Raw genomic sequence first — 15,131 nt, forward strand, 5'->3', positions numbered from 1 at the left:
CCGATGGGTTTCAACCTTTCAGCCTGGGCGCTGCGTAATCGCCAGATCGTCCTGTTCCTGATGCTTCTGGTCGCCCTTGTCGGGGCGCTGTCGTACACCAAACTGGGTCAGAGTGAGGATCCGCCCTTCACCTTCAAGGCCATGGTGATCCGCACCCTTTGGCCTGGCGCCAGTGCCGAGGAAGTGTCGCGTCAGGTGACCGAGCGTATTGAAAAGACGCTGATGGAAACCGGCGAGTACGAACGGATTGTGTCGTTCTCCCGGCCGGGCGAATCGCAAGTCACCTTCATGGCCCGGGATTCCATGCATTCGAACCAGATCCCGGAGTTGTGGTACCAGTTGCGCAAGAAAGTCGCGGACATCCGCCACACCTTGCCACCGGGTATTCAGGGGCCGTTTTTCAATGATGAATTCGGTACCACGTTCGGCAACATCTATGCCCTGACAGGCAAGGGCTTCGATTATGCCGTGCTCAAGGACTACGCGGACCGTGTGCAGATTCAGTTGCAGCGGGTCAAGGACGTAGGCAAGGTCGAACTGTTGGGGTTGCAGGACGAGAAGATCTGGATCGAACTGTCGAACGTCAAGCTGGCTACCCTGGGTTTGCCATTGGCGGCTGTGCAGAAAGCGCTGGAAGAACAGAATACGGTTAGCACCGCAGGTTTCTTTGAAACGCCCACTGAGCGATTGCAGTTGCGTGTCAGCGGTCAGTTCGAGACGGTTGAGCAGATTGAGCAGTTTCCCATTCGGGTCGACAACCGCACGTTCCGAATCGCCGATGTCGCCGATGTGCGTCGTGGTTTCAACGACCCGCCTGCACCGCGTATGCGTTTCATGGGTGAAGACGCCATCGGTCTGGCGGTGTCGATGAAGCCCGGTGGCGACATTCTGGTCTTGGGCAAGGCGTTGGAGGCCGAGTTTTCGCGGATTACCCGCAACCTGCCTGCTGGCATGGAGCTGCGCAAGGTGTCTGATCAGCCTGCGGCAGTGAAGACCGGCGTCGGTGAGTTCGTCAAGGTTCTGGTCGAAGCGCTGGCCGTTGTGTTGCTGGTGAGTTTCTTCTCCCTGGGCCTGCGCACCGGGTTGGTGGTCGCCTTGGCGATTCCAGTGGTGCTGGCGATGACCTTTGCCACCATGTATTACCTCGGTATAGGTCTGCACAAGATCTCCTTGGGGGCACTGGTGCTGGCGCTCGGATTGCTGGTGGACGATGCGATCATTGCCGTGGAGATGATGGCGATCAAGATGGAGCAGGGCTTTGACCGCTTCAAGGCCGCCAGCTTTGCCTGGACCAGTACGGCATTCCCCATGCTCACCGGTACGCTGATCACCGCAGCCGGTTTCCTGCCGATTGCAACGGCGCAGTCAGGTACTGGCGAGTACACCCGCTCGATCTTTCAGGTGGTAACGATCGCGTTGCTGGCGTCCTGGATCGTCGCGGTGGTTTTCGTGCCTTACCTGGGTGAACGGCTGTTACCGGATCTGGCCAAGTTGCATGCGGCTAAACACGGTACGAACGGCAACGCGCCTGACCCTTATGGCACCCCCTTCTATCAACGGGTTCGGCGGTTGGTGGAGTGGTGTGTGCGGCGGCGTAAAACCGTGATTGTGCTGACCATCGGCATGTTCATCGCAAGTATTCTGCTGTTCCGCTTTGTGCCACAGCAGTTTTTCCCGGCTTCCGGGCGACTGGAGTTGATGGTTGACCTGAAACTTGCTGAAGGCGCATCGCTGAGTAACACCGCTGAGCAGGTGGAGCGGCTGGAGGCGATGCTCAAGGCACGTCCTGATGTTGAAAACTATGTGGCATATGTCGGTACCGGTTCACCACGTTTCTACCTGCCGCTGGATCAGCAACTGCCCGCCGCGAGCTTTGCCCAGTTTGTGGTACTGGCCAAGACCATCGAAGACCGCGAGGCGCTGCGTAGCTGGTTGATCGAAAGCCTGAACGAGGAGTTTCCGCACCTGCGCTCGCGTGTCACTCGGCTGGAAAATGGCCCGCCGGTTGGCTATCCGGTGCAGTTCCGGGTGACCGGGGAGCATATCGAGGTGGTGCGGGCGTTGGCGCGCAAGGTTGCAGCCAAGGTCCACGAGAACCCTTATGTGGCCAACGTTCATCTGGATTGGGAGGAGCCAAGCAAGGTGGTCCACCTGCTCATCGATCAGGATCGTGCCCGCGCACTCGGCGTGAGTACGGCCAATCTCGCCCAATTCCTGCAAAGCACCCTGAGTGGTTCGGGCGTTAGCCAGTACCGGGAAGACAATGAGTTAATCGAGATACTGCTGCGCGGCACGCCACAGGAGCGACGTGAACTTGCAAGCCTGCCGAGCCTGGCAGTACCGACGGACAATGGTCGTAGCGTTGCACTGTCGCAGATCGCAACCTTGGAATATGGTTTTGAGGAAGGGGTGATTTGGCACCGTAACCGCCTGCCGACGGTCACCGTACGTGCCGATATTTACGGCAAGGAGCAGCCAGTGACGCTGGTTCAGCAGATCCTGCCAACGCTTGAGACCGTGCGTGCGCAACTTCCAGATGGTTACTTGCTGGAGGTGGGCGGTACGGTTGAGGACTCCGCTCGTGGGCAAGACTCGGTGAAAGCCGGTTTCCCGCTGTTCATCGTGGTGGTGCTGACCTTGCTGATGCTGCAATTGCGCAGTTTCTCGCGCACGGTGATGGTGTTCCTCACCGCTCCGCTGGGGATAATCGGAGTGACCTTGTTCCTGCTGGTGTTCCGTCAGCCGTTCGGCTTCGTCGCGATGCTTGGCACCATTGCCCTGTCTGGGATGATCATGCGCAACTCGGTGATTCTGGTGGACCAGATCGAGCAGGACATTGCCGCAGGGCTTGACCGTTGGCAGGCGATCATCGAAGCCACGGTACGACGCTTCCGACCCATTGTGCTGACTGCGTTGGCAGCGGTACTGGCGATGATCCCTCTGTCGCGCAGCGTGTTCTTCGGGCCGATGGCGGTAGCGATCATGGGTGGCCTGATCGTCGCGACGGTGCTGACCCTGTTGTTCCTGCCGGCGCTGTATGCGGCCTGGTTCAGGGTCAAGAAACCTTAGAGACCGGCATCGCGGGCAAGCCCGTCCCACAGTACGCAATTCTTGTGGGAACGTGCTTGCCCGCGATGGTATCGGTAGGGTGTCATGCCTTATGTGGCACCCCGTGCTGTGTCAGAGCGCGCCAAACACCTTCTTCGCCAGGCTGGTGGCCGCACCGGCCGGGTTTTCACGAATGCTGGCTTCCTGCTTGCCGATCATTTCGAACAGACCATTGAGCGCTTGTTCGGTGACGTAGTTCTCGACGTTGGCATTTTTCGAGTCCAGCACACCCAGGCTCGCGGCCTGACCGGCAAAGCTGTTGTACTGCTGTGCCAGGCCAACCTGGTCGGTGGCCTGCTTGACGATTGGCAGGAACTTGACGCGGATCTGTTCACGGCTGGTCTTGTTCAGGTATTGCGTCGCCGAGTCATTGCCGCCGCTAAGAATGCTCTTGGCATCGGCCACGGTCATTTTCTTCACGGCATCCACCAGCAGCGCCTGAGCTTGCGGTACGGCTGCCTCGGCTGCTTTGTTCATGCTTGCCTCCAGCTGGTCGACCTCGGCGCCCATGCCGAACTTTCTCATCGTTTTGGCCGCCTTGCCGAGGTTGCCTGGCAGCTCGATGCGTACATCCGGGTTGTTGCTGAAACCACCTGGGGTACCCAGTTGCTTGACGGCGATCTGGGCGCCTTGGGTCAAGGCATCCTTGAGGCCGCCGGTGGCGTCCTGTTGCGAAAGATCACTCAACGACAAGGCCAGTGCGCTGGCCGAGAGCAGCAGGCCTGCGCACAGGCTGGTAAAGGTGAGAACGGGGCGGAACATGGCAGCATCCTTTTCTTGGAACGAAGGGGGAAATCAGCGAATCGCGTCGACCTTGATACGTACAGGCTGTGGATCATGGCCATCAAGTTGCACCGCATGGTGCTCAGTGTTGATGAACATCAGTTTGCCATCCAGCTCGATACGTGCACTGACAGCATAGCGATGTCCAGGTTTGACCTGGGCCGGGTCATAGGTGAGGTGGAACGGTAGCGGAACCTGGCCGTTTACCGGGCCGCTCTGTCTGGCCAATGTGACCGCGGGTGCGTCAGCCAGGGAGACGTCTTGCAGGCTGACACTCAGGGTAGCGCTTGGGGGCAGGGCGATACGCTGAAGGTAGAACACTTCGCCGTCCAGGCTGGCCTTGGGGGTTGGAGGTGTACTGCTGCAGGCTGCCAACAGGCTGCCGAGCAAGGCCAAGGTCAATTTTTTCATCAGGATCTCCTTATCGAAGGCGCCGTGACGTCGGCGCCAACGTCATTTCGTGGTCGTGCTCCGGGCAAAACCACCTGGGGTTCATGTCGTAGTTTCAGGGTTGTCATCATGGCGATGAAGGGCCACCTGACGAATTGACAGGCGAACCTCCGCCGAAAGCACACGCTTGGCCGCACCCTCTGCCAGCTCACTGAGTTTTTCGTGATACCCCAGCTTGCCAGCGGTATCAGGGCGCAGAACTCCCTGTTCGATCAGGGTTTGAATGAAGTGGCGGAACAGGCTCTTGTCGAAGAACTCCGGGGCATTGAGACCATGCAGGATCGACAGCCGCTGGGCCATGACCACACAGAGGTCTTCCAGGGCTTCGGCGCTGAGGTTGTGTTGGCCGCTATTGAGCAGCAGGGCGGTGGCCATGTAGAAGCGCTGCAAGGTCTGGGTAATGGCGCGGGCCAGCAGGGTCAGCAGCACGAACTGCCTTGAGCTTGGGGCCGGGCGCAGGTAGACGCCATTTTCAACGCGCAGCAGGCCCTGGTCGACAAACGCCTGCAACCATTGGTCAACCACCGCATCCAGTTCGTCCAGCGACCAGCGGATGAACAATTCGGATTGCAGGTACGGGTACAGTGCCCGGACGTATTGCAGGATCAAGTCGCGGCTCATTCGTGAGCTGCTCTGGAAGAAACTGGCCAGTAGTGCGGGCAGGGCGACGATGTGCAGAACGTTGTTGCGGTAGTAGGTCATCAGGACCGCGTTCTGCTCGTCCAGGTAGAGCACTTTGCCCAGCGCATCGCTCTGTTCGGCGAGCATGTCCATGCGTTTGACGTGGGCGATCAGCGTCAGGCCGTCGCCTTCCGGCAGGGTGGTGTGCGCCGAGTAGGGCACTTGGCGCAGCAATGCCAGGTACAGGTCCAGCACGCGTGCCAGGGCACGTTCGTCGAGGGCCAGCTTGCTGGTCGACAGCAGTGCCAGGGCCACCAGGTTGACTGGATTGATCGCCGCTGCTTCGTTCAGGTGCCGGGCAACTTTTTCGCCCAGGCGCGAGGTGGTCTGGTTAAGCCAGGCCGGGCGAAATTGCGGCCCATGGTCCTGCTCGCGCCAGCCGGGCTGCTGCTCGTCAAGGAAGCTGGCCAGGCGAATAGGCGCGCCGAAGTTCACCGCCACTTGACCAAAGCGCTGCTTAAGGGCACCGAAGACCTTGAAAATATCGAAAATCGACTCTTTCTTCTTGCTCGCGCCACGCAGTTCACCCAGATACGTGCGCCCTTCCAGTACGCGTTCGTAGCCGATGTAGACCGGTACGAAGACGATAGGCGTACGTGAGGAGCGCAGGAAACTGCGCAAGGTAATTGCCAGCATCCCGGTTTTGGGTTGCAACATGCGCCCGGTACGCGAGCGTCCACCTTCTACGAAGTACTCCACGGGGAAGCCTTTGCTGAAGAGGGTATGCAGGTATTCGTTGAACACGGCGGTGTACAGCGGGTTGCCCTTGAACGTACGACGCATGAAAAACGCACCGCCACGGCGTAGCAGGCTGCCGATGACGGGCATGTTGAGGTTGATGCCGGCGGCAACATGCGGCGGGGTCAGGCCATTGCGAAACAGCAGGTACGACAGCAGCAGGTAGTCGATGTGGCTGCGATGGCAGGGGACGTAAATTACCTCGTGCCCTGGTGCAATGCCTTGCACCTGTTCGATGTGGTTGACCTTGATGCCGTCGTAGATCTTGTTCCAGAACCAACTGAGCACCACCTCGAGGAAGCGGATGGCGGTGTAGGTGTAGTCCGAGGCGATCTCATTGCCATAGCGCAACGCCTGGGCTTCGGCCTTGGCCAGCGGGATTTTCTCGCGTTCGGCTTCCTCGACGATGGCCTGACGTACCAGCGGGTCGTGGACCAGGCCCTTGACCAGGTTACGCCGGTGAGAAATGTCCGGGCCGATGACGGCTGTCTTGAGGTTGCGAAAGTGAACCCTTAGCAGACGCTGGGCCATGCGCACGGTACGCGCGTGTCCCTTTTCGTGCTGCACCAGCTCACGCAGATGAATCGGGGCGGAGAATTGCACACGGGTCTTTCGCCCCAGGATCAGAATGCTCAGCAGCTTGCGCAGGCGTCCGGTCACGGCCCAGCTGTCGGCGAACAGCAGTTTCCAAGGGCTCGATTCACTGGCTGGTGATTGGCCCCAGAACACACTGACCGGGATGATCTGCGCGTCGAGCTCGGCGTGCAGGCTGACGGTATTGATCAGTCGTGCCAAGGTCGGTGGCGCGCCGCGTTTGTCGTGCCGACCGAGCCAGTCCGGGTCTGGGGTCAAGTAAAAGAAAGCAGCGGGCTCTTCAAGGTTACCCAGAGAAACAGGTAACACAGGGCGGGGCAGGCCGGCTTTGCTGCATTCACGATCCAGCACGGCCAGATCGGCCAGCGACGGTGATTGCAGGGCATAGAACACCGGGCGACTGCGGTCCAGGTTCAGGGTGAAAGACGACTGGTTGATAGTCTCGGAACGAACCCATAGGTACAGCAGGCGGCGCAGAGCACCAAAGATCAGGCGGTGCAAAGGTGAACGGGTCATACGGGCTCTGCTCTGGATATTGAGTTCAAGCAGGTTAGTGTGCCGTATCTGTGCAAGTTCAGCAAAAAGCACTCAGGTCATAAAAAATCTTTAAAGGCTGCCTTATACTCGGTCCGCAGCTTGCAAGTTTTTTGTTGCAAGCTGCGTCGGCAGAGGGTGGTGATCCCTGCCAGCAAGGCGATTCCAAAATAAAAAACCGGAGTAGTAAAGATGTCGTCTCGTGAGACTGGGAACGTGAAGTGGTTCAATGACGCCAAAGGTTATGGCTTCATTCAGCGTGAAGGCGGTGCCGATGTATTCGTTCACTACCGTGCGATTCGTGGAGAGGGGCATCGCACCCTGAGCGAGGGGCAGCGGGTTGAGTACGCATTGGTGGAGGGCCAGAAAGGCCTTCAGGCTGAAGATGTGGTCGGCCTTTAAGCCATGAACGAAAAGGCCCGTCGCCGGACGACCGGGACGGGCCTTTTCGAAGACATGCAGGTTACTGCGTGCGCCAGGTGATCTCTTCTTCACCGTCGGCACTGATGCGAATCCAGCGATCGGCGTCTTCCTCGCCTTCTTCCTCTACCCAGCTTCCCGGTGCGCAGCGTACTTCGACGTTCAGCACTGCAAATGCTGCACGGGCGCAGGCAATGTCATCTTCCCACGGGGTCTGGTCGCTTTCCAGGTAAAGGCTGTTCCATTTGCCAACGGCTTTCGGCAGCCAGGTTACGGGCACGTTTCCAGCCTTGCATTTCCAGGTCTGGCCTTTCTGCACCCATTCAGTGCATGGCCCGAGGGCTTCGCTTAACCAGGCTGCAACGGCTTTGTGGTCGACGTCCGCATCCTTGAGGTAAATCTCGATATCGGGTTGACGCATGGGGCAATCCTCCAGGTTCGGCTTAGCCTTGCCGTACAAAATAGTCGTAACGCATGGAGACCGTCACCTCGAAAGGATCGGCCTGGTCGATGACCGCCGCGCGTTTTTCCGCGCTGGCACGCCAGCCGTGAGGGGTCATGGCCAGCAGGTCGGCGCGGGCCTTGGGGTTGTCCAGGGTCAGGCGAAACGTCAGGGTTTCACTGTGATCGTGAACCATGCCCTCGGGAACCAGCGCCAGGTGTTTGTCGTCGCTGTAGTCGCGCACTTCATCGTACAAACGCTGGCGCAGTTCCATCAGGTGTTCACGGGTCGGGCCGATGCGCATCAGTCCACCCCCCGGAGCCAGCAGGCGCTTGGCCTCGTGCCAATCCAGTGGGCTGAAGACGCTGGCCAGGAAGCCACAACTGGCGTCGGCCAGTGGCACCCGTGCCATGCTTGCGACCAGCCAGGTGACCGCGGGGCTTCGCCGACAGGCTCGCTTCACCGCTTCCCGGGAGATGTCCAGTGCATAGCCTTCGGCAGCGGGCAGGGCTTCGGCGATCTGGGCGGTGTAGTAGCCTTCGCCGCAACCGATGTCCAGCCAGCATTGAGGTGCGCGCTCAGCCGCCAGTTCGGCCAGCCGACGTGCGACCGGGGCGTAGTGGCCCGCACTGAGGAAGTCCCGACGCGCTTCTACCATGGCCTGGTTGTCGCCGGGATCACGGCTGTTCTTGTGCTGCACCGGCAGCAGGTTCAGATAGCCTTGACGAGCACGGTCGAATCGATGGCCAGCGGGGCAGGCCACGCCATTATCGACGCTGGCCAGCGGCGCACTGCAAAGAGGGCAGGTGAGCATCAGGCGAGCAGCCGGGTCAGGGTCTGGTAGTAGATCTCGGTCAGCACATCGAGGTCGCTGGCCAGGATACGTTCGTTGACCTGGTGAATGGTGGCATTGACTGGGCCCAGTTCGACGACCTGAGTACCGAGGGTTGCGATGAAGCGGCCATCGGAGGTACCGCCGCTGGTCGACGGTTGGGTGTCGCGACCGGTCACGGCCTTGATGCTTGCCGATACCGCATCGAGCAGTTCGCCCGGCTCGGTCAGGAACGGCAGGCCCGACAGCGCCCACTCCACATGCCAATCCAACTGATGCTTGTCGAGGATGGCTGCGACGCGTTGTTGCAGGCCCTCAACCGTCGACTCGGTGGAGAAGCGGAAGTTGAACAGTGCGGTCAGCTCACCGGGCACGACGTTGGTGGCACCAGTGCCCGAGTTGAGGTTGGAAATCTGGAAACTGGTTGGCGGGAAGAAGGCGTTGCCTTCGTCCCAGTGCTCGGCGGCCAGCTCGGCCAGTGCCGGGGCGGCGAGGTGAATCGGATTCTTCGCCAGGTGCGGGTAGGCCACATGGCCTTGCTTGCCGCGCACGGTCAGCTTCGCGCCGAGGGAGCCACGTCGACCGTTCTTGACCACGTCACCCACCAGGGTGGTGCTCGACGGTTCGCCGACGATGCACCAGTCCAGGCGTTCCTGGCGGGCGGCCAGGCGCTCGATTACGGCCTTGGTGCCGTGGTGGGCCGGGCCTTCTTCGTCACTGGTGATCAGGAATGCAACCTTGCCGCGATGGTTGGGGTAGTCGGCCACGAATCGCTCGGTGGCCACGACCATGGCCGCCAGGCTGCCCTTCATGTCGGCCGCGCCGCGGCCGCAAAGCATGCCGTTCTCGTCGATCAGGGCTTCAAACGGATCGTTCTGCCAGGCTTGTACCGGGCCTGTAGGCACCACGTCGGTATGACCGGCAAAGCACAACACCGGACCGCCCTGAGTGCCGTGGGTAGCCCAGAAGTTGTCAACGTCTTCGATACGCATCGGCTCCAGCATGAAGCCGGCATCGCCCAGGCGCTGCATCATCTGTTTCTGGCAGTCGGCGTCGAGAGGGGTCACCGAGGGCCGACGGATCAGGTCGCAGGCCAGTTCAAGGGTAGGCGAGAGGTCGGCTGGGGCCGTCATGAAAGACTCCGGAAGCAAGGCAAGGCACAAAAATTAGGGGCGTTATCTTATAGCAAAAACGGCGGCCCAAGGCCGCCGTTTAGAGGTTGCGCGGATTTTATCCGGCGGTGGCAGGCTGCACCTCATCCGACGGTTTTGGCAGCGACGACAGCATCGCCATGATCAGCGCGGCGAGGTAGGGCAGCGACTGGACCAGCAGCATGGCGACCCAGAAACGCATGTCGGCGCTCGGCATGCCTTGAACCAGGTAGATACCCGCCGCAGCCCCCCACAGCAGAAGCATGATGAACAACTCTTCGCGAGCTTCGGAAATCGCCACCAGCAGGCCATGGCTGTCGGCGTTCTTCGGCGTACGGAAGAATGGAATGCTGCTGGTGAAGAAGCCGTACAGCACCGCTTTGGCAATGGTGTGCGACAAGGCCAGGCCCGCCAACGCTGCGGCGAAGGCATCCTTGAGGTTCACCCCGACCGCGCGGCGATAGAGGAACACGATCTTGCCCACCTTGAACACAAACAGAGCCAGGGGCGGGATGGCGAAAATCATCAGCGGCGGGTCGACCCGCTGCGGCACGATGATCATCGCCGCCGACCAGAGCAGTGCGCCGATCGTGAAAAAGATGTTCATGCCATCGGCGACCCACGGCAGCCAGCCGGCCAGGAAGTGGTAGCGCTGGCCGCGCGTCAGTTCAGTGTCCTTGCCGCGCAACAGGCTTGCGGCGTGACGCTTGATGATCTGAATCGCGCCATAGGCCCAGCGGAAGCGCTGCTTCTTGAAGTCGATGAAGGTGTCGGGCATCAGGCCCTTGCCGTAGCTGTTGTGGGCGTAAGCTGCCGAATAGCCTTTTTCGAACACGCGCAGGCCCAGCTCGGCATCTTCGCAGATACACCAGTCGGCCCAGCCCAGTTCTTCGAGCACCGAGCGGCGGGTCATGGTCATGGTGCCGTGCTGAATGATCGCGTCACGGTCGTTACGGGTCACCATGCCGATATGGAAGAAACCCTTGTACTCCGAGTAGCAGAGCTTCTTGAAGGTGCTCTCATACTGGTCGCGGTAGTCCTGTGGCGATTGCACCACGGCGATTTTCGGGTCGGCGAAGTGCGGCACCATGTGCTTGAGCCAGTTGCGATCGACGCAGTAGTCCGAGTCGATCACTGCGATGACCTCGGCGTCCTTGGCCGTATGCGGGATCAGGTAGTTCAACGCCCCGCCTTTGAAACCTGCCAGAGGGGCGACGTGGAAGAACTTGAAGCGCTCGCCGAGCAGCTCGCAGTGGGCCTTGATCGGCTCCCAGACCGCCGGATCCTTGGTGTTGTTGTCGATGATCAGGACTTCGTAATCCGGGTAGTCCAGTGCCGCCAGCGCGTTGAGGGTCTGTTTGACCATTTCCGGCGGCTCGTTGTAGCAGGGCACATGAACCGAGACCTTGGGGCGGTAGGCACTATCGGTCTGAACCGGAAGGAACTCGCGACGCCGCTTGTGAATCCACACCGCTTCGGCCAGCTCATGGGCCTCGGTCAGCAGCACGATAAAGACGCCCAGTGCGCCGAGGGCAAGCAGGAAGCCCACGGTCAGGCTGAACCAGGTGCTGTATTGCTGGCTGTAGTCATAGCCGATCCAGACCAGCACCGAGCCGCACAGGAAGGCGATGAAGGTCAGGAAGGTCCGACCACGCTGACGCAGGGCCGAGCCGTCGATCAGCAGCAGGGCCAGGGAGAGCATCGCCAGTACCACGGAGCTGATGGCCAACAGGCGCCACTGCGGGATAGCAACGACCGGGCCTTCAAAGTTGAACTTCTGTTGGCGGGCAGCATTGAATACGCCCCAGTACGCGCCGACCGAACCTTCGTCGCTGGCCTTCCAGGGTTGGTCGTAGGCTTCGATGACGAAGTAGTTGTAGCCCTGGCGGTTCAGTTTGTTGACCAGTGTGCGCAGATAGATGGCCTGATCGGCCTGGGTTGCTTCAGCGCCACCACGCATACGGCCATTGCTCGGCCAGCCGACTTCCGAGAGCAGCAGTGGCTTTTTCGGGAACAGGTGCTTGAGGTCGCGGGCACGGTCGAGAACAAACTGGCCGGCGTCCTTCATTGGGATGAACTCCCAATACGGCAGGATGTGCGCCGCTACCAGGTCGACGTGCTTGGCCAGCTCCGGGTGTTCTTTCCAGATGTGCCATTGCTCGGAGGTCGTGACCGGTACCTTGACGGCAGCACGAACCCGATCCAGGTACTTTATCAACGCCTCCGGCGTAATCTCCTTGCGGAACAGGGCTTCGTTACCGACCATGACCCTTACGACACTGCGTGAACTGTTGGCCAGTTCGATAGCGCGCTGGATTTCCCGTTCGTTACGTTCCTGGTCGGGGCTGATCCATACCCCCAGCGTTACGCGCAGGCCAAACTCCTCGGCCAGGGCCGGTATTTGATCCTGGGTGCCGTCCACCGTATAGATACGGATACTGTCGGTCAGCTTGCTCAGCTGTTCCAGGTCCTGACGCATCTCGTCGGTGGTTGGATACTGGCCTTTCTGTGGGTTTTGCCCTAGACGGAAAGGTGAGTAGGAGAAGCCGGAAATTTGCTCCGGCCAGTCGGGTGTCGAGACGGGGCGGTTGATCAGCGCCCAGAACCCGGTGAACAGCGCGGCGATTGCCACGACGATGACCAGGTTGAGACCAAATTTACGCGATGACATAGGGAGTTCGGGTTCCGAAGGGTGGAACGGGCAAGCGCCGTGCGGCGCAAATCCTTATCGTTGCCTGCCGTATGATGCCGGCAGGTATCGACTTGGATTTTCATTAGCAGCTTTAGTTCTGACGCCCGTGCAATTGTCGTCCAGGACTTGGGGTTACGCTGGATATTAAAGCAGCATTGCAACCGGTATGACCAATCGGTTGTGTTGGCTGTCGCTCAGCCACGGGATGGCATCGAGCGCAGAGCAGCCTATAATGCGCGCCGGTTTTTTCGGGGTAGGACCATGAGTACAGAAGATCCACGCTTTGCCGGTGTTGCCCGGTTGTACGGGCTGGAGGGGCTGCAGCGCCTGCGCGACGCCCATGTGGCGATCATCGGCATCGGTGGCGTCGGATCATGGGTGGCCGAAGCCATTGCTCGCAGCGGTGTTGGTGAAATCTCGCTGTTCGACCTGGATGATGTCTGTGTCAGCAATACCAACCGTCAGTTGCATGCGCTGCAAGGCAATGTCGGCAAACCGAAGGTGGACGCAACGGCCGAACGCTTGAGGGCGATCAACCCGGCATGCACGGTGCATGCGGTGGCGGACTTTGTGACCAAGGAGACCCTCGCTCAGTACATCACCGAAGACCTGGATTTCGTCATCGACTGCATTGACGCTGTGCAGGCCAAGGCGGCACTGATTGCCTGGTGCAAACGTCGGAAGATCTCGATCATCACCACGGGGGGGGCGGGTGGACAGATCGACCCTACCCAGATTCAGGTCACCGACCTGAACCGTACCTATAACGACCCCTTGGCTTCGCGTGTACGGTCGACCCTGCGCCGTGATTACGGCTTCTCGCGCAATGTCAGCCGCAACTACAGCGTGCCGTGTGTGTTCTCTACTGAACAGTTGCGTTACCCGAAGCCGGACGGCGGTGTTTGCCTGCAGAAAAGTTTTGTCGGTGATGGGGTCAAGCTGGACTGCTCGGGTGGCTTCGGCGCGGTCATGATGGTCACCGCGACCTTCGGCATGGTTGCGGCGAGCAAGGCGCTGGATAAGCTGGTGGCCGGTACCCGGCGCCCGTCTGAGCGCAAGCCGGCTCAGCCGCCCGAGGCGAGCTGAGCCATACGCTGCAGCACGGCATTGAGGCCGTTGCTGCGCGAGGGCGATAGCTGTCGACCCAAGCCCAACTGGTTGAACCAGCCAGGCAAGTCCAGCTGTTGCAGGGCGCTGCTGGACAGGCCTTCGACCCGGACCAGCAGCAGCGCCAGCAAGCCACGAATCATCCGTGCATCGCTGCTGGCGCGAAAGTGCCAGTGTCCGGCGTGTTGTTCGGCCACCAGCCACACCTGGCTTTCACAACCCTGTACACGGTTGGCTTCGCACTGTTCGTCGCTGCTCAAGGCGGGTAAACGCTCGCCCCATTGCATCAGTAAGCGGGCGCGCTGCTCCCAGCCGGCAGCCTGTTCAAAACTATCGAGCGCCTCCTGGGCGGCTATTGGCAGGTTCATCGCAGCAGGTCCAGTGACTTATCCAGTGCCTCGAAGAAGCGTTGCAGGTCATCGGAGTCGTTATATAGCGCCAATGACACCCGTACTGCCCCTGCAAGGCCGAGGCTTTTCAGCAGTGGCATAGCGCAATGATGGCCGGCACGTACGGCGATACCCTGCTCGGTCAGCAGGTGGGCCAGATCGGCGCTGTGTACATCCTCAATGACGAAACTGGCCAGTGCCAACTCTGGCGCGCCAAGCACACGCACGCCTTCACGGTCGTTCAGGCCGCGCAGCAGCAGGCGGTGCAGGGTGGCCTCATGTTCGTCAACTGCAGATGGGTCCAGGCTGGCCAGGTAATCAAGGCTTGCGCCCAGGCCAATGACACCGGCTATCGGCGGTGTGCCCGCTTCAAAACCCAATGGGGCCGGGCGGAACGTGGCCTCTTGATAGTCGGCCAGTTGCACCATTTCGCCACCGAACTGCCAGTGCTGCAGCAGGTTCAGGGCCTGGTGTCGACCATAGAGCACGCCGACACCGTCCGGGCCATAGAGCTTGTGGCTGGAAAAGACATAGAAGTCACAGCCCAGTTGCTGGACATCATGCCGACCATGGACCACACCCTGGGCGCCGTCGATCACACTCAGTGCACCTTGAGCCCGGGCGTGGGCCAGCAAGGGTTCGAGGGGCTGCCAGCTACCCAGCACGTTCGACAGCTGGCTGAGTGCGACAAGGCGCGTGCGTGGGCCAATCAGTTGCAGCGCAGCCTCTACATCGATGACGCCCTCAGGATTGATGGGCAGCACCACCAGCTTGAGGTTGCGGCGTCGGGCCAGTTGCTGCCAAGGCAGCAGGTTGGCATGGTGTTCCAGGGCGCTGATGACTATTTCGTCGCCCGGATGAAAGCGTGCCTCCAGGCCATAGGCCAGCAGGTTCAATGCCGAAGTGGCGCCATGGGTGAAGATGATTTCGTCGGTGCTGGCCGCATTCAGCCAGCCGGCAACTTTCTCCCGGGTACGTTCAAAGGCCTGTGTGGCCAGCGCACCGGGCAGGTGTTGGGCACGGTGGACATTGGCTGCACCGTGACTGTAGTAGTGACTCAGGGCGTCAAGCAGCGCTTGAGGTTTCTGAGTGGTCGCAGCATTGTCCAGATAGGTCTGGTGCTGTCGTTGCAGGGCGGCGATGGCCGGAAAGTCAGCGCGCCATGGAGAAGGCAGGAACATGATGGTCGGGCTCTGGGCATCGGGCTTGG

12 protein-coding genes are annotated in these 15,131 nt (G+C 60.4%); 3 read left to right on the forward strand and 9 right to left on the reverse strand.

From position 1 onward, the window contains the following. The first annotated feature begins 3 nt into the window (after positions 1-3). On the forward strand, positions 4-3,069 hold the full coding sequence (locus IE038_RS13185; RefSeq protein ID WP_189395753.1) for an efflux RND transporter permease subunit: 3,066 nt from the start codon (positions 4-6) through the stop codon (positions 3,067-3,069). A gap of 111 nt (positions 3,070-3,180) precedes the next feature. Here the strand turns inward: IE038_RS13185 and IE038_RS13190 are convergent, their stop codons facing one another. From IE038_RS13190 to plsB, 3 genes are all read right to left on the reverse strand, one after another. Next, positions 3,181-3,870 (reverse strand): DUF4197 domain-containing protein, encoded by a 690-nt coding sequence (locus IE038_RS13190; RefSeq protein WP_163934272.1) that lies wholly within the window; start codon positions 3,868-3,870, stop codon positions 3,181-3,183. Positions 3,871-3,903: 33 nt separating this feature from the next. After that, positions 3,904-4,302: a YbaY family lipoprotein gene (locus IE038_RS13195; protein ID WP_163934269.1), complete on the reverse strand. Its 399-nt coding sequence runs from the start codon at positions 4,300-4,302 to the stop codon at positions 3,904-3,906. A gap of 81 nt (positions 4,303-4,383) precedes the next feature. Continuing rightward, complete coding sequence (gene plsB, locus IE038_RS13200; protein WP_163934264.1) at positions 4,384-6,870, reverse strand: glycerol-3-phosphate 1-O-acyltransferase PlsB; 2,487 nt, start codon at positions 6,868-6,870, stop codon at positions 4,384-4,386. A gap of 210 nt (positions 6,871-7,080) precedes the next feature. On the opposite strand from plsB, the gene IE038_RS13205 reads away from it, so the two are divergent. Beyond that, positions 7,081-7,290, forward strand: coding sequence for a cold-shock protein (locus IE038_RS13205; protein ID WP_099773702.1), 210 nt, complete (start codon positions 7,081-7,083; stop codon positions 7,288-7,290). A 61-nt stretch (positions 7,291-7,351) separates the two neighbouring features. Here the strand turns inward: IE038_RS13205 and IE038_RS13210 are convergent, their stop codons facing one another. The 4 genes from IE038_RS13210 to IE038_RS13225 all read right to left on the reverse strand — a co-directional run bounded on the left by IE038_RS13210 (position 7,352) and on the right by IE038_RS13225 (position 12,404). Continuing rightward, entirely contained in the window at positions 7,352-7,729 is a 378-nt protein-coding gene (locus tag IE038_RS13210) for a hypothetical protein (protein WP_163934261.1), read from the reverse strand. A 22-nt stretch (positions 7,730-7,751) separates the two neighbouring features. Beyond that, the gene (locus tag IE038_RS13215; protein ID WP_163934231.1) at positions 7,752-8,564 is read right to left on the reverse strand and encodes a putative RNA methyltransferase; all 813 of its coding nucleotides are present in this window, start codon (positions 8,562-8,564) and stop codon (positions 7,752-7,754) included. Next, positions 8,564-9,715 (reverse strand): succinyl-diaminopimelate desuccinylase, encoded by a 1,152-nt coding sequence (dapE, locus tag IE038_RS13220; RefSeq protein WP_189395754.1) that lies wholly within the window; start codon positions 9,713-9,715, stop codon positions 8,564-8,566. The genes IE038_RS13215 and dapE overlap by 1 nt, the downstream gene beginning before the upstream one ends. A 97-nt stretch (positions 9,716-9,812) precedes the next feature. Further along, positions 9,813-12,404, reverse strand: a complete 2,592-nt coding sequence (locus tag IE038_RS13225) for a glycosyltransferase (RefSeq protein WP_189395755.1) — start codon at positions 12,402-12,404, stop codon at positions 9,813-9,815. A 282-nt stretch (positions 12,405-12,686) separates the two neighbouring features. Here IE038_RS13225 and tcdA point away from each other — a divergent pair, with 282 nt between their 5' ends. Next, entirely contained in the window at positions 12,687-13,511 is an 825-nt protein-coding gene (gene tcdA, locus IE038_RS13230; RefSeq protein ID WP_189395756.1) for a tRNA cyclic N6-threonylcarbamoyladenosine(37) synthase TcdA, read from the forward strand. Here tcdA and IE038_RS13235 read toward each other — a convergent pair. Then, positions 13,490-13,900: a SufE family protein gene (locus tag IE038_RS13235; protein WP_163934225.1), complete on the reverse strand. Its 411-nt coding sequence runs from the start codon at positions 13,898-13,900 to the stop codon at positions 13,490-13,492. The genes tcdA and IE038_RS13235 overlap by 22 nt on opposite strands. Beyond that, the gene (locus tag IE038_RS13240) at positions 13,897-15,102 is read right to left on the reverse strand and encodes an aminotransferase class V-fold PLP-dependent enzyme (RefSeq protein WP_189395778.1); all 1,206 of its coding nucleotides are present in this window, start codon (positions 15,100-15,102) and stop codon (positions 13,897-13,899) included. Before IE038_RS13240 ends, IE038_RS13235 begins: the two co-directional genes overlap by 4 nt. Positions 15,103-15,131: the final 29 nt, after the last annotated feature.

The organism is Pseudomonas laurentiana, from assembly GCF_014648275.1.
GTDB classification, from domain to species: Bacteria; Pseudomonadota; Gammaproteobacteria; order Pseudomonadales; family Pseudomonadaceae; genus Aquipseudomonas; species Aquipseudomonas laurentiana.